At 72.5% G+C, this 24,143-nt stretch carries 17 protein-coding genes; 5 read left to right on the top strand and 12 right to left on the bottom strand.

Annotation, left to right across the window (positions count from 1 at the left end; all coding sequences use genetic code 11):
* Nucleotides 1-36: 36 nt before the first annotated feature.
* The 4 genes from QSK30_RS00885 to QSK30_RS00870 all read right to left on the bottom strand — a co-directional run bounded on the left by QSK30_RS00885 (nucleotide 37) and on the right by QSK30_RS00870 (nucleotide 3,296).
* Entirely contained in the window at nucleotides 37-918 is an 882-nt protein-coding gene (locus QSK30_RS00885; RefSeq protein WP_285498787.1) for a hypothetical protein, read from the bottom strand.
* The gene (locus QSK30_RS00880; RefSeq protein WP_285498786.1) at nucleotides 919-1,461 is read right to left on the bottom strand and encodes a class I SAM-dependent DNA methyltransferase; all 543 of its coding nucleotides are present in this window, start codon (nucleotides 1,459-1,461) and stop codon (nucleotides 919-921) included. It lies immediately after the preceding gene.
* 512 nt (nucleotides 1,462-1,973) lie between these two features.
* Nucleotides 1,974-2,681, bottom strand: a complete 708-nt coding sequence (locus tag QSK30_RS00875; protein WP_285498785.1) for an SRPBCC family protein — start codon at nucleotides 2,679-2,681, stop codon at nucleotides 1,974-1,976.
* Between the two features lie 24 nt (nucleotides 2,682-2,705).
* Nucleotides 2,706-3,296, bottom strand: coding sequence for an ArsR/SmtB family transcription factor (locus QSK30_RS00870; RefSeq protein ID WP_285498784.1), 591 nt, complete (start codon nucleotides 3,294-3,296; stop codon nucleotides 2,706-2,708).
* A 108-nt stretch (nucleotides 3,297-3,404) separates the two neighbouring features.
* Between QSK30_RS00870 and QSK30_RS00865 the strand changes: the two genes are divergently transcribed.
* Nucleotides 3,405-4,439, top strand: coding sequence for a TRM11 family SAM-dependent methyltransferase (locus tag QSK30_RS00865; RefSeq protein WP_285498783.1), 1,035 nt, complete (start codon nucleotides 3,405-3,407; stop codon nucleotides 4,437-4,439).
* A gap of 333 nt (nucleotides 4,440-4,772) precedes the next feature.
* On the opposite strand, the gene QSK30_RS00860 is transcribed toward QSK30_RS00865, so the two are convergent.
* Nucleotides 4,773-5,708 (bottom strand): acyl-CoA dehydrogenase family protein, encoded by a 936-nt coding sequence (locus QSK30_RS00860; RefSeq protein WP_285498782.1) that lies wholly within the window; start codon nucleotides 5,706-5,708, stop codon nucleotides 4,773-4,775.
* Nucleotides 5,709-5,823: 115 nt separating this feature from the next.
* Here QSK30_RS00860 and QSK30_RS00855 point away from each other — a divergent pair, with 115 nt between their 5' ends.
* From QSK30_RS00855 to QSK30_RS00840, 4 genes are read left to right on the top strand one after another with little or no spacing between them, the layout of a single operon-like run.
* Nucleotides 5,824-6,378 (top strand): RNA polymerase sigma factor, encoded by a 555-nt coding sequence (locus QSK30_RS00855; RefSeq protein ID WP_285498781.1) that lies wholly within the window; start codon nucleotides 5,824-5,826, stop codon nucleotides 6,376-6,378.
* A 1-nt stretch (nucleotide 6,379) separates the two neighbouring features.
* Nucleotides 6,380-7,174: a methylated-DNA--[protein]-cysteine S-methyltransferase gene (locus QSK30_RS00850; protein WP_285498780.1), complete on the top strand. Its 795-nt coding sequence runs from the start codon at nucleotides 6,380-6,382 to the stop codon at nucleotides 7,172-7,174.
* Entirely contained in the window at nucleotides 7,153-7,629 is a 477-nt protein-coding gene (locus QSK30_RS00845; protein ID WP_285498779.1) for a hypothetical protein, read from the top strand. Before QSK30_RS00850 ends, QSK30_RS00845 begins: the two co-directional genes overlap by 22 nt.
* Nucleotides 7,620-8,261 carry an alpha-ketoglutarate-dependent dioxygenase AlkB family protein gene (locus tag QSK30_RS00840; protein ID WP_285498778.1) on the top strand — a complete coding sequence of 214 codons (642 nt, stop codon included), beginning with the start codon at nucleotides 7,620-7,622 and terminating at the stop codon, nucleotides 8,259-8,261. Before QSK30_RS00845 ends, QSK30_RS00840 begins: the two co-directional genes overlap by 10 nt.
* A gap of 18 nt (nucleotides 8,262-8,279) precedes the next feature.
* Here the strand turns inward: QSK30_RS00840 and QSK30_RS00835 are convergent, their stop codons facing one another.
* The 7 genes from QSK30_RS00835 to QSK30_RS00805 are packed head-to-tail and all read right to left on the bottom strand — an operon-like array spanning nucleotide 8,280 to nucleotide 24,113.
* A complete protein-coding gene (locus QSK30_RS00835) occupies nucleotides 8,280-9,176 on the bottom strand; it encodes a PDR/VanB family oxidoreductase (RefSeq protein ID WP_502871775.1) in 897 nt (298 codons plus the stop codon).
* Nucleotides 9,176-10,534 (bottom strand): acetyl-CoA carboxylase biotin carboxylase subunit, encoded by a 1,359-nt coding sequence (gene accC / locus QSK30_RS00830; protein ID WP_285498776.1) that lies wholly within the window; start codon nucleotides 10,532-10,534, stop codon nucleotides 9,176-9,178. The genes QSK30_RS00835 and accC overlap by 1 nt, the downstream gene beginning before the upstream one ends.
* Nucleotides 10,534-11,061: an acetyl-CoA carboxylase biotin carboxyl carrier protein gene (locus tag QSK30_RS00825; protein ID WP_285498775.1), complete on the bottom strand. Its 528-nt coding sequence runs from the start codon at nucleotides 11,059-11,061 to the stop codon at nucleotides 10,534-10,536. Before QSK30_RS00825 ends, accC begins: the two co-directional genes overlap by 1 nt.
* Nucleotides 11,061-12,755 carry an acetyl-CoA carboxylase, carboxyltransferase subunit beta gene (gene accD, locus QSK30_RS00820; protein WP_285498774.1) on the bottom strand — a complete coding sequence of 565 codons (1,695 nt, stop codon included), beginning with the start codon at nucleotides 12,753-12,755 and terminating at the stop codon, nucleotides 11,061-11,063. Before accD ends, QSK30_RS00825 begins: the two co-directional genes overlap by 1 nt.
* An 11-nt stretch (nucleotides 12,756-12,766) precedes the next feature.
* Nucleotides 12,767-14,326 (bottom strand): PfaD family polyunsaturated fatty acid/polyketide biosynthesis protein, encoded by a 1,560-nt coding sequence (locus tag QSK30_RS00815; protein WP_285498773.1) that lies wholly within the window; start codon nucleotides 14,324-14,326, stop codon nucleotides 12,767-12,769.
* Nucleotides 14,323-16,560 (bottom strand): beta-hydroxydecanoyl-ACP dehydratase, encoded by a 2,238-nt coding sequence (locus QSK30_RS00810; protein ID WP_285498772.1) that lies wholly within the window; start codon nucleotides 16,558-16,560, stop codon nucleotides 14,323-14,325. The genes QSK30_RS00815 and QSK30_RS00810 overlap by 4 nt, the downstream gene beginning before the upstream one ends.
* Entirely contained in the window at nucleotides 16,557-24,113 is a 7,557-nt protein-coding gene (locus QSK30_RS00805; protein WP_285498771.1) for a type I polyketide synthase, read from the bottom strand. Before QSK30_RS00805 ends, QSK30_RS00810 begins: the two co-directional genes overlap by 4 nt.
* Nucleotides 24,114-24,143: the final 30 nt, after the last annotated feature.

The following is a 24,143-nucleotide window of genomic DNA, read 5'->3' as shown; positions in this document are numbered from 1 at the left end:
GCTGGACCTGCGAGCAAGCCGGCAGTTTCCTGTGAGTCAGGCCAGCAGGTCGACGAGCGCGGCGCAGGCCACCAGGGCGAGGTAGTGCCAGTGCTTGACGTCGACCACCCGCCGAACCCCGGGCCCCGGGCGAGCGGCCGCGCGCCACCGCTCGACCACAGCCATCCGGCTCCGATCACGACCGTGGCGGGGACCGCTGAGGGCGCCCTGGGCGGCCTCGGGGGTGAGCACGCGGCCATCGCGCAGCCGGATGTGCAGCCGGTCCTCGACCGTCCAGGTGAGGTCGACCTCGGACCAGGGGATGTCGTGGCGCAGGGCGGTGGTGACCACGATGAGCCCGTCCGGCCCGATCACGACGCACTCGTGCGCGGTCGACAACCAGACCCACCACGCGGCGGCCAGCCCGGACGCCTGGAGCGGCAGCACCTGCCAGAGCGGGCCGGGGTCGGTGCCGCCCAGCGCGACCGCCACGAACCCCATGACGGCCAGGGACGTCCAGCCCAGCACGCTTTCCCGCCCGAGGCGCAACACGATGGGGCGCGGCGGACCGGTCACCACCAGGCGCTGGCGGAGGCGGAGGCCGGTGAGCCCGCGGAGCAGCTTGCCGGGGACGGTCCGCCGGACGCCGTCGCCGTCGAACCGGTAGTACTCGCCGTCACTGACACCCACCTCGACGAGCAACCTGCCCGCGCAGAATGCGGTGACGACGCGGGAGAGGTCCTGGAACTCGTCGTGGCTGAACCTGGCGACGGGCCTGTGGTCCAGGCTCATCGAGACGCCTGCCGCGGTGGTGTGCAGGGTGAGCGTGTGGCCGGACGCGTCGGTGAGCACGCATTCCCCCGCCTTGCGGGTGTCCGCCTCCGGGAACTCGCGGAGCACGCGCTCGATCACGTGCTCGACACCCTCTGGCGCGGTCATTCAGGGGCGGCGGTGGACCGAGACGGCGTAGTCGCCGTTGGTGAAGGGGTCTTGAGACCAGGTGGCGTAGCGGTGGACGAGTTCGAGTCCGGCTTCGGCGGCGTGTTCGTCGTAGTTCGTGAGGGAGTAGGCGCGGTCGAGGCTGAAGCCGGCGATGAGGACACCGCCCGGGCGCACGTGCCGGGCCACGCCTGCGACGAGGGCGGGTTCGGTGCCGGGTGGGGTGAAGAGGGGGACGTTGCCCGCCATGATCACGACGTCGAAGGTCTTGCCGAGGTCGAGGGTGGTGAGGTCCGCCCGGTGCCAGGTGATGTGCGGGGCCAGGCGGGCGGCGGTGGTGAGCATCGACTGGTCGACGTCGGCGCCTTCGACCTCGATGCCCCGGTTGGCCAGCTCGATGGCGACCCGGCCGGTGCCGCAGCCTGCGTCCAGGACGGTGGTGGGGGTGAAGGTCTGGACTAGGACCACCTCGCCGTGCATGTCGGTGCCGGTGGCGGCTAGGGCGTCCAGGCGTTGCTGGTAGGTGGTGCCGTCCCAGGTCATGTCTCTTATGTTGCCATGGCTTGGGCTTTGAGGCTTCGGACTTTGGGGCTTCGGGTTTCGGGGCTTCGCGTTGGGTCTTCGGGTTTGGGTCTTCGGTGGGGTGGGTGGGTTCCGGCGGATGGCTGGATTGGGTGGAGTGGCTTTGTTTGGGGCCCCTAAGAAAAGAGGCGCCGGGGTGAAGCGGGTGGGGAAGGGATCACCCACGCCGGAGCCAGGCTAGCGCCTCTTTTCTCCCCAAACAAAGCCACTCCACCCAATCCAGCACGTTGGTGGGGGTGGGTGAAGAGCATCGACTGAGGTCGCTGGGGTGTGGGTTGTTGTTGTGTGGCAAGGGAAGAGAGGGAGCGGAAGTAACGAGCGGGGGAGCGGGAAGGGGAAGAGGAAGGGAGTGGAAGTAGGAGTGGCAGTGGGCAGGGAGTGGGCAGGGAGTGGAAGTCGGAGTGGGAGTGGCAGTGGGCGCAGGGCTTCCCGGGGGCGCCCCGGCCTCGGCGGCCGGGGCGCGGTCCCGTGAGTCAGGCGAAGACGCCGTTGAGCCAGGACTGCCAGGCCGCGGTGGACTTCTCGGTGTCGGTGTCGCCGGCGAAGAGGTGGTGGGCCAGGGAGACCGGGGCGCCCCAGGGCTCGCGGCAGTAGAAGCGGTACAGGGCGTCCGTGCTCCGGATGCCGACGAACTGGCCCTCCAGGTAGTCGACCTCGCCCTCGATCGGTGCCAGGCCCGGCACCTCGATGTGCACCCGCTGGCCCAGTTCGGTGACGCCGAGTGCGTTGCGCAGGACGTCGACCGAGCCCGGCTTGGTGGAGGAGTCCGGGCCGTCGGCGGCGAGGTAGTTCGCGCGCTGGCCGGGGAAGTGCTTGACGTACTGGTTGAGGGAGTGCAGGTAGAAGTCGGTGTGCTTGCCCGCTCCGTCGTACTGGGTGTCCCAGTCGTCGGTGAAGATTCCGCTGTGGACGTAGCGGAGGACGGTGGTGCCGCCGTCGCGGGCCTCGATGATGTGCTCTAGTGCGTTGAACCAGCCGCCCTCGCCGTCGACGCGGACGGAGGCCTCGTGCGGGGGGTTCCAGGCGGTGACGCGGTTGCCGGTGGCGTCGGGGGTGCCGTCGGCGGGCGGGAAGGGGACCGGGAACAGCCAGGCGCCGTTGTTCTCGGTGATGGCGTTGAAGACCTGCTCGGGGGAGGCCTCCAGGACGACCTCGCGGCGGATCTCGAACTGCTTCGACATGACAGGGCTCCTCTTGCTTCTGGGTCAGTTCTGGGGGGTCTTGAGACTCGGGTGCAAAGCGACGATCAACCGGTGCTTGCGCCCACCGGGCGCGTCCTGCGTGTGGTACTTGCGGACCAGGTCGGCCACCGCCTCCTGCAGCTCACCGGCGAAGGCGGCCCGGTCGGCCGCGGTGGCGAAGGTGACCTCGGAGTCGCTGGCGTAGGTGGCCAGCTTCTGCTTGGCCGCGGTGGCCCCGGCGATGAGCTGGCCGAGCTCGCGCACCAACCGGGCGGCGAGCGCGACCAGCCAGCGCGCGGACAGCTGGTCGGGCGACTTGGCCGGGTCGGGGGCGACCGCGGCCAAGGCGCTCGGCGAGATGACGTACGAGGCGGCGGTGGCGCGCAGGACCCGCTCGGTGCAGTTGCCCTTGCGCCGCTCCTCCACCAGTTCGACCAGGCCGTGCTTCTCGAGGGCGCGCAGGTGGTAGTTGACCTTCTGCCGCGGCAGCCCGACCACCGCGGCCAGCGAGCTGGCCGAGCCGGGCTCCGCCAGCGCGGCCAGCAGGGCCGACCGCACCGGGTCCAGCGTGACCTCGGCGGCGGCCGGGTCCTCGATCACTGCGACGTCGAACATGGGGAAAGCCTCTCACCGACAACTTTTATTGTCAAGGATGAAGTTAGTTGTCGGCTCGGTGAGGTCGTACCATGCCCTGACCACGAGAAATCCGACGGAACGGGAGCCATGCCCACCTACGCGCTGCTGGTGCGCCCCGCGCTGAACCGCGTCTACGCCGAGTCCTCGGTGGGGCTGATGGCGGCCGAGCTGGCGGTGTTCAGCAGGCACCTGCTGGGCGACCGGGTCACCGACATCGCCCCGACCCGGATCGCGGGCGTGCCGTACCTGGGCTTCCAGGCACCGGACCTGACCGACCGCGACGCGGACTTCCTGGCCAACCTCTCCTCGGCCTACGCCCTGTTCGAGGTGCGCGGCGACCTGCTGTCCCCGGTCCCCCTGCGCCCCCTGGACCGCTTCGACGACGACCTGGTGACCATCCAGAAGTACGCGGGCAAGACCAACGAGCACTTCACCAAGCTCCTGCTCAACCTGGCCGTCGTCTCCTCGGCGGCGGGCCAGGACATGCTCGACCGCAGACTGCGCGTCCTCGACCCGCTGTGCGGACGCGGGACCACGCTCAACCAGGCACTGATCTACGGCTACGACACCGCGGGCATCGAACTGGACGGCAAGGACTTCGACGCCTACGCCACGTTCATCCAGACCTGGCTCAAGCGCAAGCGCCTCAAGCACCAGGCCAACACCACCCGAGTCCGCCGCGACGGCAAAGTGGTGGCCCGCAGGCTGGAGGTGTCGGTCGGCGTGACGAAGGAAAGCTACAAGGCGGGCGACTCACTGAGCCTGGACTACGTCAACGCGGACACCACCGAAGCCCGCCGCTTCCACAAAGCCGAAACCTTCGACGTCGTAGTCACCGACGCCCCCTACGGCGTGCAACACGGGAGCCGCGCGGGCGGCGGACTGCACCGAGGACCACTGGAGCTGGTCCAGGCAGCGGCAAGCGGCTGGGCAGCACTGCTGCGACCGGGCGGCGCACTGGGACTCTCCTGGAACACCAACGTCATGCCCCGAACAGAACTAGTGGCAGCCCTGACAGACGCGGGCCTGGAACCGCTGGACGAGGGCCCCTACCTGGACTTCACCCACCGGGTCGACCAGGCGATCGTCCGCGACGTAGTGATCGCACGACGGCCAGGCTGATCAGGGCGCAGTCCGCACCGCCCAGCCAAGGCTGGGGTTCGGCGTCCCGGTGGTCCGGTTCCGGCGGATGGCTGGATTGGGTGGAGTGGCTTTGTTCGGGGCCCCTAAGAAAAGAGGCGCCGGGGTGAAGCGGGTGGGAAAGGGATCACCCACGCCGGAGCCAGGCTAGCGCCTCTTTTCTCCCCAAACAAAGCCACTCCACCCAATCCAGCACGTTCGTGGGGAGTGAGTGAAGAGCATCGGCCGAGGTCGCCGGGGGGGGTGGTTGTTGTATTCGGGCTAGGGGTGGTGTGCCCCGGGGGCTCAGCCACACGCCGAACCGGAGCCGGCTCGTCAAAAACCGCGGGCCAACTCGCCAAGCCGAGCCAAGTCCCGCTCCGCCAAGCTCTCCCGCAGGTACACGTGCAGGTCAGCCACCCGCATCCCGTGCTCCACATCCGCGCACAACGGCCCAGCCCCCGTGGCCCGCCCCACCCGCTCCGCCACCTCAGCAGCGACCCGTTCCACAGCCGCCCGCACCCGCCGGGCCACCTGCTCAGCGTCCGCAGCCGGGTTGGCATCAACCCACCGCGCAGCGCCGTCCAAGACCGCCGCGCCAGTGGCTAGCAGCTCGTCCACCGCCCCGATGTGGGCGAGTTGGTGCTGGTCAGGGGCGCTCAGCCGGGTCAACACGCGGGCCACGCCGCGGGCGCCGCCCAGCCACACCGCGGCCACTCCCATGGTCGCGTGCCAGTACCCGGGTGAGGCGAGGTGGTCCGCCAGTGGCCCGATCAGCCGGGCCGGGGCGTCGGAGAACTCGACGGTGCCGCTGTCGCTGGCTGCCATGCCGGTGGCGGGCCAGGTGTCGGCGACGGGCTGCACGCGCGGGTCCTCGGTGCGGACGTGGAAGAGCGCGGGCCCGTCCGGTCCGACCGCCGCGACCAGGGCATCTGTGCAGGTGTGCGCGCCCGCGCACCACTGGCGGTCGCCGGTGAGGCGCCACTCGCCCGGGCCGGGGGCGGCCTTGAGGCTGGTCGGATCAGCGGCCCACACACCCCAGTACGTGCCGGGGCCGATCTCGTCGCCCCGCTCCGCCAGGATCGCCGCCGCAGCGACGTGGCCCTCCGCAAGCCGGGCAATGGGCAGGCTCCGCTCACCGAACGACGCCAGCTCGGCCCAGCGGCGCGCGGTCTCGCCGCGGCCGGCGGCGGGGAGGCTCAGCGCCCCGGAGTCGGCCAGCGCCCGGAAGCCGTCCGCCGTCTCGACCGCTACCGCGGCATGCGTGCGCACAGTCTGGTCCCTCCACTCGCCGGCTACCCTCTACTCGCGGTGGGCGCGAAGTACCCAGCCGCGCGCGCTGGGAAACGCCTGCAACGCCGACGCGGAGGGCGGTGTTCTCCTGACCATGTCCGACCTGCCCGAAGCGGCCGTGCTCGCCGCCATCGCCGACGACCTGGACGCCGGGTTCGCCGAGCTGGTCCGCGCCAACCAGCGGATCGTCTACTCCGTCGCCCTGCGGGTGGGCGGCGCGGACGCCGAGGACCTGGCCGCCGAGTGCTTCCTGCGCGCCTACCGGGCGCTGCGGGGGTTCGACCGGTCCCGGATCCTGGCGCTGCGCCCCCGGTCCTGGCTGCTCACCATCCTGCTCAACACCTGGCGCAACCAGGTGCGGACCGCGTCCAGGCGACCCGCGATGGCGCTCGCCGAGCTACCCGAGCGGGCGGTCCCCGGGCCAAGCGTGGAGGAGGTGGTGACGAGTGCCGAGACCCAGCGCGAGCTGGGCGGGCTCGTCGCGCGGCTGCCCGAGGGGCAGCGGGTGGCGGTCGTGCTGCGGCACGTCGTCGGGCTGCCGGTGGCCGAGATCGCCGCTGTGATGCAGGTCCCCGAGGGGACCGTGAAGTCCCACGTCTCGCGTGGCCTGGCCAGGTTGCGCGAGCAGTACGCGAAGGAGGTGGTCTGACATGGGCACGTCCGATATCGACACGTCTGACATGGGCACCGACGACCTGACGGCCGCGCTGGCCGACGAGCTGCGCGGGCTGGCCGCGGAACCGCCGCGCGAGCTGGCCGCGAGCGTTTACGGCGACTGGACGCTGGTCCCCGGACCAGTGGGCGAGCTGTTCGTGGCGTTCACCCCGGTGGGCGTCAGCTACATCCGCACCTCGGAGTCCGTGCACGGGGACGCCGAGGAGTTCCAGGACACCTACCGCCGGGTGTTCGACCGCCCGCTGCGCCGGGCCCGGCACGCGCCGTCCGGGCTCGAACCCGCGCTGCGGGACCCGGCGCGGGCCGCCGGGGTCCCGGTGGACCTGCGGGTGCTCACCGACTTCGAGCGCGACGTGCTGGTCGCCGCCCGCCGCATCCCGGTGGGCGAGACCCGGCCGTACGCCTGGGTGGCCCGCGAGATCGGCCGCCCCCGGGCGGTCCGCGCGGTGGGCACGGCGCTGGGGCACAACCCGGTGCCGGTGCTGATCCCCTGCCACCGGGTCACCCGGTCGGACGGGCAGCTGGGCCAGTACGTGTTCGGCCCGGCGGTCAAGGAGCGGCTGCTGCGCACCGAGTTGTCCAATGTGGACGAGGCACTCGGGCTGGCCCGGGCGCGGGTGCTCTACCTGGGCGACTCGTCGACGAAGGTGGTGTGCTACCCCAGCTGCGCCCGGGCCCGGGCGATCCCGGCGGCGAACCGGGAGGGGTTGCGCACCATGGCCGCGGCCACGCAGGCGGGGTACCGGCCGTGCGAGCTGTGCGGGCCGTGATGGATCAGGAGTTGGCCGCGGGCAAGGAGTTGGCTACCGTCCTGGCGCTGGTTCGGCGCCGGGGCGGTGGCCTGGTCAACGTCGGCCACGGTCGGGACCCGGTCTCCAGCGCGGCGGCGACGGCATTTCTGTCCACATGGGACGGCGGAGTCGGCGAGGTGGTCTCCTGGCCCGCGGAAGCGGCGTCGTGGTTGCGCCAGGCGTGTCGGTTCACCGGTGGCGCACCGGATGTGTGGGTGGTCGCCGACGCCGCGCAGGCCTGGTCGGGCATGGCGCGCCGGCTGGCCGCCACACCGGGCTGGCGCCCAGCGCGAACCGTGGCGTTCGGCGGGTTGGCGTGCCCGGATCTGCCCGCACTGGTCGGGTTCGACGCGACCGAGGGCATCAGCGGCGCCACCACCGACGGTTCCGAGTGGACGTTCTTCGACGGTGAGCTGAGGGTGTCATGGAGCTGATCCCCCGCCCCCGCCTGGAGTTGGCGCCGGGCGCCGTGCACATCCCGGACTGGCTGGACCTCGCCGCGCAACGACACCTGCTCAAGGCCTGCCGCGGCTGGGCGTCCGGCATGCGGCACACCCAACTCCCCAACGGCGGTGTCATGTCGGTCCGGACGGTGTGCCTGGGCTGGCACTGGATCCCCTACCGCTACAGCAAGACCACCGACGACGGCTCCCCGGTGCTCCCGTTCCCCGACTGGCTGGCCAACCTGGGCGCCGACGCGGTGGCGGCGGCGCACGGCGCGGCGAACGGGTACCGACCGGACACCGCGTTGGTCAACTTCTACGACGCGGACGCCAAGATGGGCCTGCACCAGGACAAGGACGAGCGTTCCCCGGACCCGGTCGTCTCGCTCAGCCTGGGCGACACCGGGGTCTTCCGCTTCGGCAACACGGAGAACCGGGGCCGCCCGTGGACCGACGTCGACCTGCGTTCCGGCGACCTGGTGGTCTTCGGCGGCCCGTCACGGCTGGCCTACCACGGGGTGACCAAGATCCGGCCGGGCACAGCCGCCCCCGCCCTGGGGATGGGCGGGGGCAGGCTGAACATCACCCTCCGGGTGTCCGGTCTGGACGATCCAAGCCCGTGACGAGATCGACGGCCTACCTCACACGTCCAGGACCAGTCGGGGGGTGTGCGAGCGGGAGACGCAGATCATCAGGCACTTGCCCTCGGCCTGCTCCTCCGGGGACAGCACCGAATCGCGGTGGTCGGGGGTGCCGTCGAGGACCGCGGTCTCGCAGGTGCCGCAGGTGCCTTCCTCGCAGGAGGAGGACACCGGGACACCCTGTTGTTCGAAGACCTCCAGGATGGTCCGGTCGGCGGGGATCGTGAACACCTGGCCCGTCGAGGCGAGTTCCACCTCGAACGGGAGGAGGGCACCGGTTGTCGGCTTGGGGCTGAACCGTTCCACGTGCAGGGAGCCGGACGGGCACAGCTGTTCCACCGCCGCCAGCAGGCTTTCCGGGCCGCAGCAGTAGACGGCGGTGTTCGGTTGCAGGGCGCCGAGTTCGGTGGCCAGGTCGATCAGGCCGACCTCGTCCTGCGGGCACAGCGCGACCCGGTCGCCGTGGCGGGCCACCAGGTCCTCGGCGAAGGCCATGGCGGAGCGGGTGCGGCCGCCGTAGACCAAGCGCCAGTCGGTGGACGTCGCCAGCATCGGGATCAGCGGGGTGATGCCGATGCCGCCCGCGATGAACAGGTGGCGCGGGGCGTCGACCAGCTCGAAGTTGTTGCGCGGCGGCGCGATCGTCAGATTGTCCCCTTCGGACAGTTCGTGGACCAGCCGGGAGCCGCCCCGGCCCGCGGGTTCGTCCAGGACCGCGATGCGGTAGCGGGACAGGTCACCCGGGTCGCCGCAGAGGGAGTACTGGCGGACCACGTCCGGGCGCAGGACCACGTCGACGTGCGCGCCCGGCGACCACGCGGGCAGGTCCGGGCCGACCAGGTCCAGCGCTACGACGCCGTCGGCCACCGCGGTCCGGCAGGCAACCGTCACCGGGATCACCGGGCACCGCCGAAGAGCATGTCGCCCACCAGCGACGTGTCGTGCTTGCCCTCGCGGAACAACGGGTTGTCGAGGACCTCCCGCAGGAAGTCCGCCGTGGTGGCCACACCCGGGCCGCGCACGGTCAGCTCCCCCAGCGCCGCGTGCATCCGCGCGATGGCCACCGCCCGGTCCGGGCCCCACACGACCACCTTGGCCAGCAGCGAGTCGTAGGCCGAGGGGATCTTGTAGCCGCTGTAGAGGTGGGTGTCCACCCGGACGAACGGGCCGCCGGGGGCACCGAACTCGGTCACCGTCGCCGGGGCGGGCGCGAAGCCCCGGGTCGGGTCCTCGGCGTTGATCCGGCACTCCAGGGCGTGCCCGCCGAGCACGACGTCGGCCTGGGTGAGCGCGAGCGGTTCCCCGGCGGCCACCCGCAGCTGCTCGGCCACCAGGTCGAGCCGGGTGACCATCTCGGTCACCGGGTGCTCGACCTGCAGCCGGCAGTTGACCTCCATGAAGTAGTACCGGTTCTCGGTGTCCACGAGGAACTCGAACGTGCCCGCGCCGACGTAGCCCACGGCCAGGGACGCGCGCACGGCGGCGGCACCCATTTCGGCGATCAGTGTGTCCGGCAACCCGGGCGGCGGCGACTCCTCCACCAGCTTCTGGTGCCGCCGCTGCACGGAGCAGTCGCGCGCTCCCAAGTGGACAGCGTTGCGGTAGCGGTCGACGAGCACCTGGATCTCCACGTGCCGCGCGGATTCCAGGTACCGCTCGACGTAGACGCGGCCGTCGTTGAAGACCGCCTGGGCGTCGAGCCGCGTCTCGCGGTAGGCGCGCGCGAACTCCTCGCCCGAGCGGACGATCCGCATGCCGCGCCCGCCGCCGCCCGCCGCGGCCTTGATGATCACCGGGTAGCCGATGTCGTCGGCCAGGGCCTGCGCCTCGGTGACGGTGTCGATGGCCTCGGTGCTGCCCGGCAGCAGCGGCAGGCCCGCCTCGACCATCAGCGCCCGGGCCACCGCCTTGTCACCGAGCTTCTGCATGACCGAGGCGGGCGGGCCGACGAAGACGATGCCCTCGTCCTCGCACACCTCGGCGAAGTCCGGGTTCTCCGAGAGGAAGCCGTACCCGGGGTGGATCGCCTCGGCGCCGGTGCGCCGGGCCGCCTCGATGATCGCCGGGATGTGCAGGTAGCTGGCCCGCGACGGCGGCGGTCCGATGTGGACAGACTCGTCGGCGAACCGGACGACCGCCGAGTCGCGGTCGGCGGTGGAGTACACCGCGACCGTGCGCACCCCCAGCTCCCGGCAGGTGCGGGCGACCCGCAGCGCGATCTCACCGCGGTTGGCGATGAGCACGGTGGTGAACATCAGGCGGTCTCCGGGACGTAGGAGATGAGCGGCTCGCCGTACTCGACCGGGGTGCCGTCGGCGACCAGCAGCGCCACGACCCGGCCCGCGCGGTCGGCCTCGACCGGGATCATCAGCTTCATCGCCTCGACGATGCCCACCTGCTGCCCGGGGGCCACGGTGGCGCCCTCGGCGACGAACGGGTCGGCACCGGGCTCGGGCGAGCGGTAGAACACGCCGACGGTCGGCGACCCGACGTGCCGCAGGTCCTCGACCGCCGCGGCGGGCTCCGGGTCGCGCTCGACCGGTCGCGGCGCCAGGGCCGGCACCGGTGCGGCGACCGGGGCCTGGACCGGAGCGCCCGCGATGGCCACGGCGACGTCGGCGAAGGAGATCTCCACACCGACCTCGCCCGCGGTCACCTTGACCCAGCTCGGCGGCCGGGGGGCCTGCGCGCACAACGCGATCACGTTGTCCCGCAGTGCCTCCAGCACGTCCACCGGGGAGGACGTGCCGGCGGTACCAGTGGTGTCGGTCGTGGTGGTCATCAGGCGCTCTCCCTCTCGGCGGCGATCTCCTGGTCGATCAGGTCCGGGGCCGGGGTGCCGAACCGGCGGAACCGGGCGTGCCGCTGCGGGACGAGGTTCATCGCGTCCAGCGGCATCAGCGAGCGCAGGGTGCTGGTCAGCGCCTCGCGCAGGGCCGCGGCGGCGAAGCCGTGGTCGGTGTGCGCGCCACCCTCCGGCTCGGGCACCACACCGTCGACGATCCCCTGGGACAGCAGGTAACGGGCGTCGACGCGCAGCGCGGCGGCGGCCTTGGGGGCCGCGCCCGGGTCCTTCCACAGGATGGCCGCGCACCCCTCGGGGCTGATCACCGAGTACACCGCGTTGGCGCACATCAGCACCCGGTTGGCCACCGCCAGCGCCAGCGCGCCGCCGCTGCCGCCCTCGCCGGTGACGACGGCGACCGAGGGCACCGGCAGACCGGCCATCAGCCGCAGGTTCTCCGCGATGGCGACGGCCTGACCGTCCATCTCCGCCTCGACACCGGGGAAGGCACCCGCGGTGTCGATCAGGGTGACCACCGGCAGGCCCAGCTTGGCCGCCAACCGCATGAGCCGCGCGGACTTGCGGTACCCGGCCGGGCTGGGCATCCCGTAGTTGCGCTCGGTCAGCTCGGCGGCGGTGCGGCCCTTCTGGGTGCCGACCACGACCACCGGGATGTCGTCGAGGTAACCCAGTCCGCCGACGATCGCCTTGCAGTCGGCGGCCCGGCGGTCGCCGTGCAGCTCGACGAACCCCTGGGTGAGCAGGTTGATGTAGTCCACTGTGGTCGGTCGACCGAGGGTGCGGGCGGTGCGCACGACCTCCCACGGGTGCCGCTCGGCCAGCTCGGTGTGGTCGGTGACCAGCGCGGGCCCCGGCTCGGCGGGCACCCGCTCGCCCGACGGGCGGCGGGTGGCCGCGGCCAGCAGCTTGGCCAGCACCGGGCGCAGCTGGTCGCGCGGGCTGAGCACGTCGACGATCCCGTGCTCCAGCAGGAACTCCGCGGTCTGCAGGCCGGGCGGGAGCGACTGGCGGATGGTCTGCTCGATCACCCGCGGCCCGGCGAACCCGAGCCGGGCGCCCGGCTCGGCGACGATGATGTCGCTGAGCGTGGCGAACGAGGCCGCGACCCCGCCGAAGGTCGGGTCGGTGACCAGGGTCAGGGTGAGGATGCCCGCCTCGTCGAGCTGCCCGAGGGCCTGGCTGGTCTTGGCCATCTGCATCAGCGAGATCACCCCCTCCTGCATCCGCGCGCCGCCGGAGGCGGTCACCAGCAGCAGCGGGGTGCGCTCGCGCAGCGCGGTCTCGGCGGCCAGGGTGATGGCCTCGCCCACCGCCGCGCCCAGGCTGCCGCCCAGGAAGCGGAAGTCCATCACCGCGACGATCACTGGGTGGCCGCCGATCGCGCCCCGGGCGCAGACCACGGCCTCGTCCAGCCCGGTCTGCGACCGGGCCTTGCGCAACCGGTCCAGGTAGGGCACGGAGTCCACGAAGGACAGCGGGTCGGCGTCCGCGACGGCGAAGTCCAGCAGCCGCATGGAGCGCTCGTCGAGCAGGTGCGCCAGCCGCTCCGGCGCGTTCAGCGCGGCGTGGTGGCCGCACAGCGGGCAGACCTTGGCCGCGCGGGCGAACCGGCGACCGTAGATCATCTCCCGGCAGTCGGGGCAGAGCAGCCAGGACTTGGTGTCGCTCATGGCAATCCCTCCTAGGCGGTGGGCGCGGGTCGGTAGGTGGCGCAGGCCGCGGGCAGCCGCACACCGGCGAACCGCAGGGCCGAGACCCGGGCGGCGAACGCGGCGCCGCGCAGCACCTGGTCGGCGAGGGTGGCGACGTGCCGGTTCTCCACCGGGGCCAGGAACGTGCCGTGCGCCCAGGTGTTGAACGCGCCCATCGCCGGACCGCACCAGATCTGGTAGTCCTGCGCCCGGTCCGCGTCGCCGGACATGCTCCAGCGCGAGGACAGGCCCAGGTACCAGCGGAAGATGAGGGCCATCCGCCGCTTCTCGTTGCCGCGCGCCCGCTCGACCTGCTCCGGGTCGCGCTCGGCGAAGTAGGCCACGGTGTCGGTCCAGACGTCCTCCAGCGGGCGCCGGAACACCTTCTGCTCCAGCTCGGCGCGGGTGGCGGCCGGGATCGCGTCGATGCCCTCGTGCAGGCGGTAGAGCTCGTAGAGCTTCTTGGCGCGGCTGGGGAACATCGTGCCGCGCTTGAGGATCTGCACGTCCACGCCCAGCTCGAACATGTCCGACGACGGCGCCATCTCGCAGTCCGCGACGCCCGCGGTGGCCAGCAACCGCTTGACCGCGGGCGACTGGCCGGACTCCACGGCCGCCTGGTTGATCGAGCCGGTGACCACGTACGCCGCGCCCATCGCGTAGGCGGCGAACGCCGCCGCGGGCGTGCCGATCCCGCCCGCGGCACCGATCCGGACCGGCTTGCGGTAGTGCAACTCGGCCTGCAGCATGTCGCGCAGCCGCAACAGGTCCGGCAGCAGCACGGGCAGCGGCCTGCGGTCGGTGTGGCCGCCGGAGTCGGCCTCGGCGGTGATGTCGTCGGCGACCGGCGCCGACCGGGCCAGCTCGGCCTGCTCGGCGGTGATGTCCCCGGCGGCCACCAGACCGCGCAGGATCGACTCCGGCGCCGGGCGGATGAACCGCTCGGCCACCTCGGCGCGCGACACCTTGGCGATCACCCGGTTGTCGGCGACCACCTCACCGTTCGCGCCGCGCCGCAGGCCGACCGCGCGGTACCGCACGATCTGCGGTGTCAGGTCGAGGAAGGCCGACGCCTCCACGCAGCGCACCCGGTGCCGCAGGCACAGGTCCACAGTGGAGCGCTCCATCGCGAGCTCGCTCGGGCTGTGGATCAGGTTGCAGGCGAACGGCGCGCCCTGCGCGGTCCTGGTGATCTCGGCGAGCGCCTCGTCCACCTTGGCCGGGACGGTGGAGGCGGCGCCGTAGGAGGCGAGGTAGCCCGCCTGGGCCATCGCGCCGACCATCCGGGCCGAGGCGATGCCGTTGGCCATCGCGCCCGCCATGTAGGCGTGCCGCACGCCGTGGTCACGGGTGAAGTCGGGCGCGCCCAGGCGGTCTGGCCCCATCGGCGGGACGGCGGCGAGCACCGTGCCACCCGCGCGGGCGACGCCCTCGTCGTTGGTCGCGGCCACACCGCCGTTGTCGACGATGTAGCAGGGCCGTTCGAGGTCGGCGAGCACCGTGTAGACCTCGGCGGCCGTGCGCGCGGGCCCGTTCGCGATCGCGGTCACTTGGCACCCACCCCGCGACACTCCACCGCGACGTCGTCGAGCTGGTAGATCCGCATCCCCGGCTTCCACACGCTGGCGTCGCCGACCACGCGCACCCGCTGGTCACCGCGCTCGACCCGCTTGATGTGCACCTCCAGGGTCATCTCGCCGTCGGTGGCCAGGATCTGGCCGCGGTAGCGCCAGGACAGCGCCAGGCCGGTGGGCAGCACGAACTCGGGCGCGACCAGCTCGTCGGCCAGGCCGGTGTCCACCAGCCACTCCTGCATGGCCTGCAAGACGGCCTCCACCCCGAGCGAGCCGGGCATGACCGGGTCGAGGTGGAAGTGTCGGCGGAAGTACCAGTCGTCCGCGCTGATCGGCCGGACCGCCCGCAGGTAGCCCAGGCCGTGCTCGCCGCCGCCGTCGACCACGTGCACCTCGTCGAGCAGGTGCAGGTGCGCGGTGGAGCGGGCCGGGCCGTTCGGGCCGCGCTCGCCCACCTCGATCCGCCGGGTGGCGGTCGGGTGCTGGTCGAGCCAGGTGGGCACGTAGGCGCCGCCGTCGAGGCCGGTCTGGTTGGCCAGCGCCTTCTCGTTGAAGAACCCGAACAGCGACTCGCCGCGGTAGAACGGTTCGCCGTCGACGGAGAGCTCGTAGCTGAAGCTCTGCAGCACCGCTCCGCTCAGGACACTGGTGTTGATCAGCTCCGAGTGCTGGCGGATCGTCTTGCCGCGCAGGTCGACCTCGCGCAGCACGGTGGCCGAGCCGTCGAGGTTGCGCAGGCTGAAGTCGTCGTCCGGGTCGGTCAGCGTGGCGCCGAGGAAGTAGCCCAGCAGCAGCGCCGACTGCAGCGAGGTCTCCATGTAGATCACGTTCGGCATCGAGGCGTTCGCGGTCTCGGCGAAGTACCACGAGTCGGCGTGGGCGTCGTACTCGGTGTCGCCGCTGCCGCTCGCGAGCTTGTGCCGCTCGCCGTCGACCCGCATCACCCGGTCGCACAGGCGCAGCCCGCCGCTGGGCATCCGGGTCGCGCGGCGGCCCAGGCACCGGGCGAACTCCGGGCCCAGGGTGATGGCCAGGTCGCCGCGGGAGCTGTGGATCATGTGGAACTCGTTGAGCAGCGCGCGTTCCCCGTCGGCGTTGCGCCTGCCGAACCAGCCGGGGACGACCCCGCCCGCGGCCGGACCGATGGCCACGCCGGGGCGCTCGCGCACCTCGAGCCGCAGGCCGTGCACCCGGGCGACGACGGTGCCGCCCGCGGACAGCTCGACCTCGGCGGTCAGCCGCGGCCGCGGCACCATGTCGACATCGGACAGTTCGAGGGCCAGCGCCAGCTCGCCCTCGGCGGCGCCCACCAGCTCGACCTCGCCACCGTGCACCTCGAAGGTGGCGTCCGGCAGGCACAGGTGCAGGCCGAGGTTGACCGCGATCACCTGCGCGGCCTGGGCGGCGACCTCGGTGATCGCGGCCACCGGGTCGCCGGGGGCCAGCAGGCAGCGCGCGTGCAGGGTGCCGTGGTTCCAGCGACCCGCGCGGCGCACGGTCCGCGTGACCTCGCTGAGCACACCGTGCTCGGTCGCGAACAGGCGGATGTGCGGGTTGGCACCGTCCTGGTCGTAGGCGGGGCCGAACACCCCCGCGATGTCCCCCGCGCGCAGCCGGTCGAGCTCGGCGGATCCCAAGTGGACAGCGGTGGTCTGGGCGAGTGGCTTGAACGCGCCCTCGGTGGTGGCGGGCTCGGCGTAACGGCGCTGCGCCGGGCTGGGGACCTCGGTGGCGGCGATGACCAACAGGTGCCGGTCAGTGCGCTCGGCGGTCACCACGTAGTGGCGTACAGCACCGCGCCGTACAGCACCGTGCCGAACGACGCTGTCCTGGACGGGCGCGGCCGCGGGGGTGACTTCGGCCCAGGTCGGCGCTGAATCGTCCGGTCGGGGCGTCGTGCGCTCGGCGGCGGCGCGGACCGGGGTCTGCCCGGTCAGCGCCGCGATCTGCCACCGCTGCATGGTCTCCTGGGTGGCGAGGGCCGAGGCGTGCGCGGTGATGATGCTCTCGCGCAGCCGGGCCACCACCCGGGCCGCGTGGTCACCCGGCACCGGGGTGGGGACCACCGGCTCCGGGGTCACCTCGGCGACGGGCGTCCCCGGGCGCACGACCACGTCGGTGGCCGGGTGGGTGGGCTGGGCGGCTGGGGTGGGCAGGCCGTCGAACGCCTGACCCTCGAAGGCGAGCAGGTCGTCGTGGATGGCGGTCATCGGGTCGTCTCCGCTCGCAGGTCGCCGGTGCGCCGCTGGACGGCCTCGGCGAACTTGTCCCTCATGTCCGGGGTGGTCACCACGGACACATCACTGAGCCGCTGCAGCACCCGGCCGCCCGGCTCGCACACCGCCACGTCGACGGTGACCGTCATCGGGCCGTCGCGCAGGTTGTCCACCACCGCGATGAACGGCTCGCCGTCGGGCAGCGGGGCGAAGAACTCCCAGCGGCCCAGGGTGAGCGGCAGGCAGCCCGCGTCCAGGAACCACACACCGAGCACGGCGGCGGCCTGCAGCACCACGTCACCGAGAACCGGGCTGTGCAGGGCCGACGCGTACGCGCCGAAACCGACCGGCTCGTCGGCCAGCGCGCACTCGGCGACCAGGCGGCGCGGCTGGTGGTCCAGCACTCGCTTGACGCCCTGCAGGAGAGGGCCGTGGAAGAGGTCCGCGTCGGCGTAGGCGGTCGTCGGCGTGCCGGTGCCGATCGCGTAGGCGGGGCCCGACGGTGCGGGTTCTGCCTGCGCGGCAAGGACAAACGTGCCGCGGTAGTGCGAACGGCGCTGCGAGTCCGGGTTGCTGACGACAGCGGCCTTGATGGTCAGCTTGTCGTCGGTGACAGTGCCCGGCTCGGCGTCGAGCCAGTACTCCGCTTCGGGCGAGCCGTCGAAGACGATGCCGCGCTGCACCTCGAAACCGCGCACCTCGACCACGCGCAGACCCGGGTTCGCCCGCTCCAGCGCACCGGCGATCCAGCCGAGCGCGCCCGAGGCGGGCAGCACGGCGTGCGCGCCGATCCGGTGGTCGTCGACGACCGGGTCGTCGGCCAGGGCCCGGACGTCGCGACGAGCCAGCAGCGCGGCCGACTCGCGGACGGCGTTGGCCCCGGCCAGCGGCTCGGCCGGGCCGACGAGCACCTCGATGTCACCCCGGTGCGAGTCGGCGAACTGCTCGGCGAAAATGGCCGCGCCGGTCGCCGTCGGCAGCAGGTCGACACCCCGGGCGCGGAACAGCTCGGCCAGCTCGGGGGTGACCATGCCACCGTCCCAGGCGCCCCAGTTGACCGCGGTGACCCGGCGGTCGGGCACGGCCCGCTTCCAGCTGGCGGCGAGCCTGCCGAGGGCCTCGTTGGCCACCGCGTAGTCGGCTTGGCCGGTGTTGCCGAAGACCCCGGCGACCGAGCCGAACAGCACGATGTGCCGCAGGGAGGAGGCGTCGACGGCATCGACGACCGCGCGCAGGCCGTCGAGCTTGGGGCCTAGCACCGTGCGCAGGTCACCGGTGGTCTTGTCGGTGATCAGGGCGTCGGCGAGAGCGCCGGCGCCGTGGACCAGACCGGTGACGGGGATGCCCGCGAGCGCCGCGCGGACAGCGTCGGCGTCGGTGACGTCGACGGACAGGTAGCGGACCTTGGCGCCCGACGCGGCGACCGCGTCCAGGGTCTCGCGGATCTCCCTCTGGGCCAGGATCTCGCGATGCCTGCGGTCCACTTCGCGCGGGGTGACGGGACCCGCGGCGCGCATGGTCTCGATCAGCTTGGGCTTGAAGTCGCCCTCGGCGGCCCACTCGGGGACCTCGGCCAGCTCAGTTCGTCCCAACAGGACGAACTCGCCACTCCCCTGCTGGGCAAGGGCTTTCACGCACTCGGCGGTGACACCGCGGGCACCGCCGGTGACCACGATGACGTCGTCGTGGGCCAGGCCCGGCTCCCCGGTGATCTCCGGGCGGGTGGTGAACGCCGAGGTCCAGCGGTTGCCCGCGTGGTCGACCCCGACCTCGACGGGCTCGGCGGCCGCGTCGGCGATCTCGCGGAGCACCTGGTCGACGGCGGCCCCGGCGGGCAGCCGCGGCGAGAGGTCGAGCGCCCGGGCGAAGAGCCCCGGGACCTCGTGGCGCAGGGTCTTGACCAGCCCGGCGATCCCACCGGCGACGGCGTCGGCGGGGGCGGCGGCGCCCTCGTGACCTAGCGCGCCGTCGAGGGTGGTCACGGCGACGAAGCCCGCGCGGGTGTCCCCGGGCAGCTTGGCGGTGGCGTGCTTGGCGAGCAGGAGGTGCTCGGCGAGCAGGCGGGTGTTGCCGTCCCAGGTCGCGCCGGTGGGGTGGCCGACCAGGACGAGGTCGATCCGGTCCACTGTGGACAACTGGGCCCGCAGGTGCGCCTCGGCCGCGTCGAGGTCCCCGTCGGCGCGGGTGAGGCGGGTGACGGTCCAGCCGCGCTGCTCGAGGGCGTCGGCGTAGGCGTCGGCCTGGCTCACCACGGCGACGGGGTGGTCGGCGTAGGGGTTGCGGGCCTCGTCGACGGCGGGGAGGCGGCGGAGCTCGAGGTGCAGGCGGCGCATCTCGGGCTCGGCGGCCGCTGTGGTGCTCGCGGTGCTCTCGGTGTTCCCGGTGCTCTCGGTGCTCTCGGTGCTCTCGGTGTTCCCGGTGTTCTCGGTGTTCCCGGTGCGCTTGGCGCTCTCGGTGCCAGTCAGGAACCCGACCACGGCGGCGGGGGTGCGCAGGTCCGCGACCTGCTCCGGGCCGACCGCGGGCAGCGCCGGGAACCGCTCACCGAGGGCGCCGAGGATCTGGACGCGCTTGATGGAGTCGACGCCGAGGTCGGCCTCCAGGTCCATCCCGGGGTCGATCATCGTGGTGGGGTAACCGGTCTTGTCCGCGATGATCTCGATGAGCGTGGTCTGCACCTCCGGCGCCGTGTGCGCGGTGGTGGTGGTGGTGCCGGCGGCGGTGGGCTCGGCGGTGACCCCCATGAACGCGACCACATCGGCGAGGGTGCGCAGCTCGGCGATCTGCTCGGGACCGACTGCCGGCAGCTCCGGGAACCGCTCGCCCAGGGTGCCGAGGATCTGCACCCGCTTGATCGAGTCGACACCGAGATCGGCCTCGAGGTCCATCCCGGGGTCGATCATGGTGGTCGGGTAACCGGTCTTGTCCGCGACGATGTCGATCAGGGCAGCCTGGATGTCGGCACCCGCGGGCGCGGCTGAAGCCTCCACCACCGGACCTGCCGAGGGGGCCGCACCCATGAAAGCGACCACATCGGCCAGGGTCCGCAGCTCAGCGACCTGCTCCGGACCGACAGCCGGCAGCTCCGGGAACCGCTCACCCAGGGTGCCGAGGATCTGCACCCGCTTGATCGAGTCCACACCCAGGTCAGCCTCGAGGTCCATCCCCGGGTCGATCATCTCAACCGGGTAACCGGTCTTGTCCGCCACGATCCCGATCAGCGCAGCCTGGACATCAGCGCCCGCGGGCGCGGCGGCCACCCCACCCGCAGCGGGGGCCGCACCCATGAACGCGACCACGTCGGCCAGGGTCCGCAGCTCAGCGACCTGCTCGGGGCCGACAGCCGGCAGTTCGGGGAAGCGCTCACCCAGGGTGCCGAGGATCTGCACCCGCTTGATCGAGTCGACACCGAGGTCGGCTTCGAGGTCCATGCCCGGGTCGATCATCTCGACCGGGTAGCCGGTCTTGTCGGCCACGATCTCGATCAAAGCGGCCTCGATGCCGGGAACCTGTGCCACCGGGGCCGCGGGCAGGGCGGGTGCGGAAGCACCCATGAAGGCCACCACATCGGCGAGCGTCCGCAGCTCAGCGACCTGCTCGGGGCCGACGGCCGGCAGCTCCGGGAACCGCTCACCAAGCGTGCCCAAGATCTGCACCCGCTTGATCGAGTCCACACCGAGATCAGCTTCGAGGTCCATCCCCGGGTCGATCATCTCAACCGGGTAGCCGGTCTTGTCCGCCACGATGGCCACCAGTGCGGCCTCGATGTCCGCGGCGGGTGCCGCTGCGCTGGGAGCCGCGGCGACCACAGCCGGAGCCGCAGCCCGGGCAGCCGGGGACGCAGTGGCGGCCACCGCCGGGTTGTGGGTGGGTGTCGGGGAGACCGGAGGGGCCGAGCGCTGCGCGGGAAGCGCCTGCTGGGCCGGGGCGGGAGGGGCAGCCACGGCGTCCGCGGTCGGAGCCGCGATGCCGAGGGCTGTCGGGGCCGGACTGCCAAGCGAGGTCGGGGTGGTCGAGACCTGACCGGCAGCAGGCTGGCCGGTAGTGGCCGGGGCCGGTCGGGCACTGGCCGGGCTCGCGACAACCTGGCCGACACCGGCCGGGGCCGGTCGGGCAGTGGTGGGGTCCTGGGGTGCGAGCCGGGACGGGGAGAACTCGAGTTCGGTGAGGGCCGCCAGGATCTCGTTGACCCGCACGTGCGTCTCGCCGATCGCGATGCTCTGGTCGGTGACCGCCTCGACCGCCGCGTGCAGGCCCGCGCCGCCGTCGGGGGCCGAGCGGAGCGCCGACACCAGACCGTCGGCGACGCGGAGTTGGCCCTCGACGTAGCGGGTGTGCAGTTCCAGGTGCCGGGCGGCGACCTCGCCGAACCCGGCCACCACGCGCTCGTCGACGACCGTGCCGACCTCGGCCGGGCGCTCCGCCAGCTGGGTGGACAGCGCGAGGTCCGCCCCCTCGGCAGCGGACGGGGATGCCCCCTCCCAGCCGCCCGCGGCCGCACCGACCGCGGGCAGCACCTGCTGCGGGACGGCGGAAGCCGCTGGTCCAGCCGACACGGCAGCGTGCGGCGCAGCAGGCTCCTGCCACTCGGTCTGCGGCTCAGTGTGTGGCGCGGCAGGCTCCTGCCATTCGGTCTGCGGCTGAGGGAGCGGGCTGGACTCTCGCTGCGGCGAGGAAACCTGTTGTGAGCCAGACGCTTCCGCGCCACCCGCAGGCTGTGCGGCCTTGCGCACCGACTCCACCTGGTAGGTGCCGTCGAGTGCCGTGGCGTACGCGGCGCTCCGGGTGTCCGGGACGTAGTCGCGACCGGTCAGGGTCACCGTCATGCCCTTGGGGGTCTCGCGGACCACCGGCGGCGCGTCGAAGCGGTTGATGTCGCTGATCGGGGCACCCACCACGGCCAGCTCGACGGCCGCGCGCTTGAGCGCCAGGTCACTATCCACCTTGGACCCGAGGTCCGTGGCCACCGCGACGACCGCGTCGCCCAGCGTCCGGGTGGCCAGCTGGGTCAGCACCTTGCGCGGGCCGAACTCGACGAACACCGTGCAGCCGTCGGCGCGCATGGACTCCAGCGCGGAGACGAACTCCACCGGGTTGCGGAGCTGCTCGGCCAGCACCGACCGGTTGGCCGCGACGTCGGTGCCGTAGGAGGCACCCGAGGTGTTGGCATAGACCGGGTTAGTGGGAGCAGAAATCTCCACATCGGACAGTTCAGCGCGGAACGCCTCTACCGCGTGGCCCACGTGCGAGGTGTGGAACGCCGCCGCGACGGGCAGCACCTTCGCGGTCAGGCCGCGCGCCTTGCACGCCGCGACCACGTCGGCCACCGCGATCGTGGCGCCGCCGACCACCACCTGGTCAGGGGCGTTGTGGTTGCACACGACGACCTCGGGGTGGGCCGCCAGGACCTCCTCCACCGTCGCCCGGTCGGCGTCCACGGCGACCATCGCGCCCGCGTCGAAGTCCGACGAGGGCGGGGCCATCGCCAGGCCGCGCGCCCGCGCCAGCCGGAAGAAGTCCACATCGGACAGCGAACCCGCCGCCCACAGCGCGGACAGCTCACCGAAGCTGTGGCCGAGGAAGCCCTCGCAGGAGAGCCCCAACGAGCTCAGGAAGCGGAACTGGCCCGCCGCGAGCGCGCCGATCGCGGGCTGGGCGAACTCCGTGCGCCGCAACGCCAGCTCGCGGTCGGCGTCGGTCTCGCCGTCGAACGTCGCCGCCGGGAACACCACCTCCGACAGCAGCCGGTCCGCGCCCAGGAACACCGCGTTGGCCTCGTCGAAGGCCGTGCCCACCAGCGGGTTGTTCAGCACCGCCGTCCGGCCCATGTTCACGTACTGGCTGCCCTGGCCCGCGAACAGCGCGCCGACCCGCACCGAGGGCAGCGCCCGCCTGCGGTAGAACACGCCGGAGGGGTGCGACCACTGGTCGTCGGAGGACGCCTCGAGCTGCGACAGCGCCACCTCGCGCAGCGCGTCGTCGAAGCCGGCGAAACCGATTCGCGCGTGGTCCGCCGGGATGGTGTCGGTCGACGGCTCGGCGCCAGAACGCAGCAGCGCCAGCAGTTCCGCCGGGGTCGGGGCGTGCCAGAGGTAGGCCCGCGCCGTGCGGTGCAGGGTGCGCGTGATGGTGCGGTCGGCGCTCGCCTCCTCCAGCACGACGTGGAAGTTGGTGCCGCCGAAGCCCATCGCCGAGGCCGCCGCGCGCCGCTGCGGGCGGCGCGGGTCGGTGATCCACGGCCGGGTGCTGGTGTTGAGGTAGAAGGCCGCCGAGTCGAAGTCGATCGTCGTGTTGGGACGCTCGATGTTGATCGTCGGCGGCAGTGTCTTGTGGTAGAGGCCCAGCGCCAGCTTGATCAGGCTCGCCGCGCCCGCGGCGCCCTTGGTGTGCCCGATCTGCGACTTCACGCTGCCGATGGCGGCGAACCGCTGCTCGTCGGTCGTGTCGCGCAGCAACGAGTTCAGCGCGGTGAGCTCGGTCTTGTCACCGACCCGCGTGCCGGTCGCGTGCGCCTCGAACAGCCCGATCGAGGCGGGTGAGCAGTCGGCGTCGGCGTAGGCGCGCTCCAGCGCGACGACCTGGCCCTCGGCCCGCGGCGCGTAGATGCTCTTGAACCGGCCGTCGCTGGAGGCGCCGACGCCGCGGATCACCGCGTAGACCCGGTCACCGTCGCGCTCGGCGTCGGCGAGGCGCTTGAGCGCCAGCATGCCGATGCCCTCGCCGACCAGGGTCCCGTCCGCCGAGTCGTCGAACGGCTTGATCTTGCCGGACTTCGACAGCGCGCCGGTCTTGCTGAAGCACAGGTAGCCGAACACCGAGTTCTCGGTGTCCGCGCCGCCGGTGATCATCATGTCGGCGCGGCCGGAGAGCAGCTCGCCGATCGCGATGTGCACTGCGGACAGCGACGACGCGCAGGCGGCGTCGACCGTGCAGTTCATCCCGCCCAGGTCGAGCCGGTTGGCCACCCGACCCGCGATCACGTTGCCCAGCAGGCCGGGGAAGGAGTTCTCCTCCCACGGCGGGAATGCCTCGACGTAGCGCGCCGCGATCTCCTCAGCGTCCTGTTCGGACAGTCCACACGAGCGGACAACCTCGCGCAGGACCGGTGTGGAGAGCCGGGCCGCCAACGGGTGCGACAGCGTGGTCGGACCGGCGACACCGAGCACGACACCGGTGCGCTGCGGGTCGTACCAGTCCGAGCCGACCGCGCCCGCGTCGCGCAGCACGTCGCGCGCCACGCCCAGGCTCAGCATCTGCACGACCGTGGTGACCTCCATCTGGTTGGGCGGCAGGCCCCACTCCAGCGGGCTGAACGCCACGTCCGGCACGAAGCCGCCGCGGGTGCAGTAGGTCTTGTCCGGGGCGCCGGGGTCGGGGTCGTAGTAGTCCTCGACCCGCCACCGGGAGGCTGGCACGTCCTGCGTGCAGTCCGCGGCGTCGACGATGTTCTGCCAGAAGTCGCGGTGGTCGTGCGCCATCGGGAACAGGCCCGACACGCCGACGACGGCGATCGGGGTGTGCGCGGTGCGGTGCTGGTCGGAAGTCACTTGCGTCCCTTCTGCGGCCGCCCACGCGGG

The sequence above is a fragment of the Actinokineospora sp. NBRC 105648 genome, assembly GCF_030269645.1.
Classification (GTDB): Bacteria; Actinomycetota; Actinomycetes; order Mycobacteriales; family Pseudonocardiaceae; genus Actinokineospora.
The sequence above is the reverse complement of the archived record's forward strand: the minus strand, read 5'-3'. Positions and strand labels throughout refer to the sequence as shown.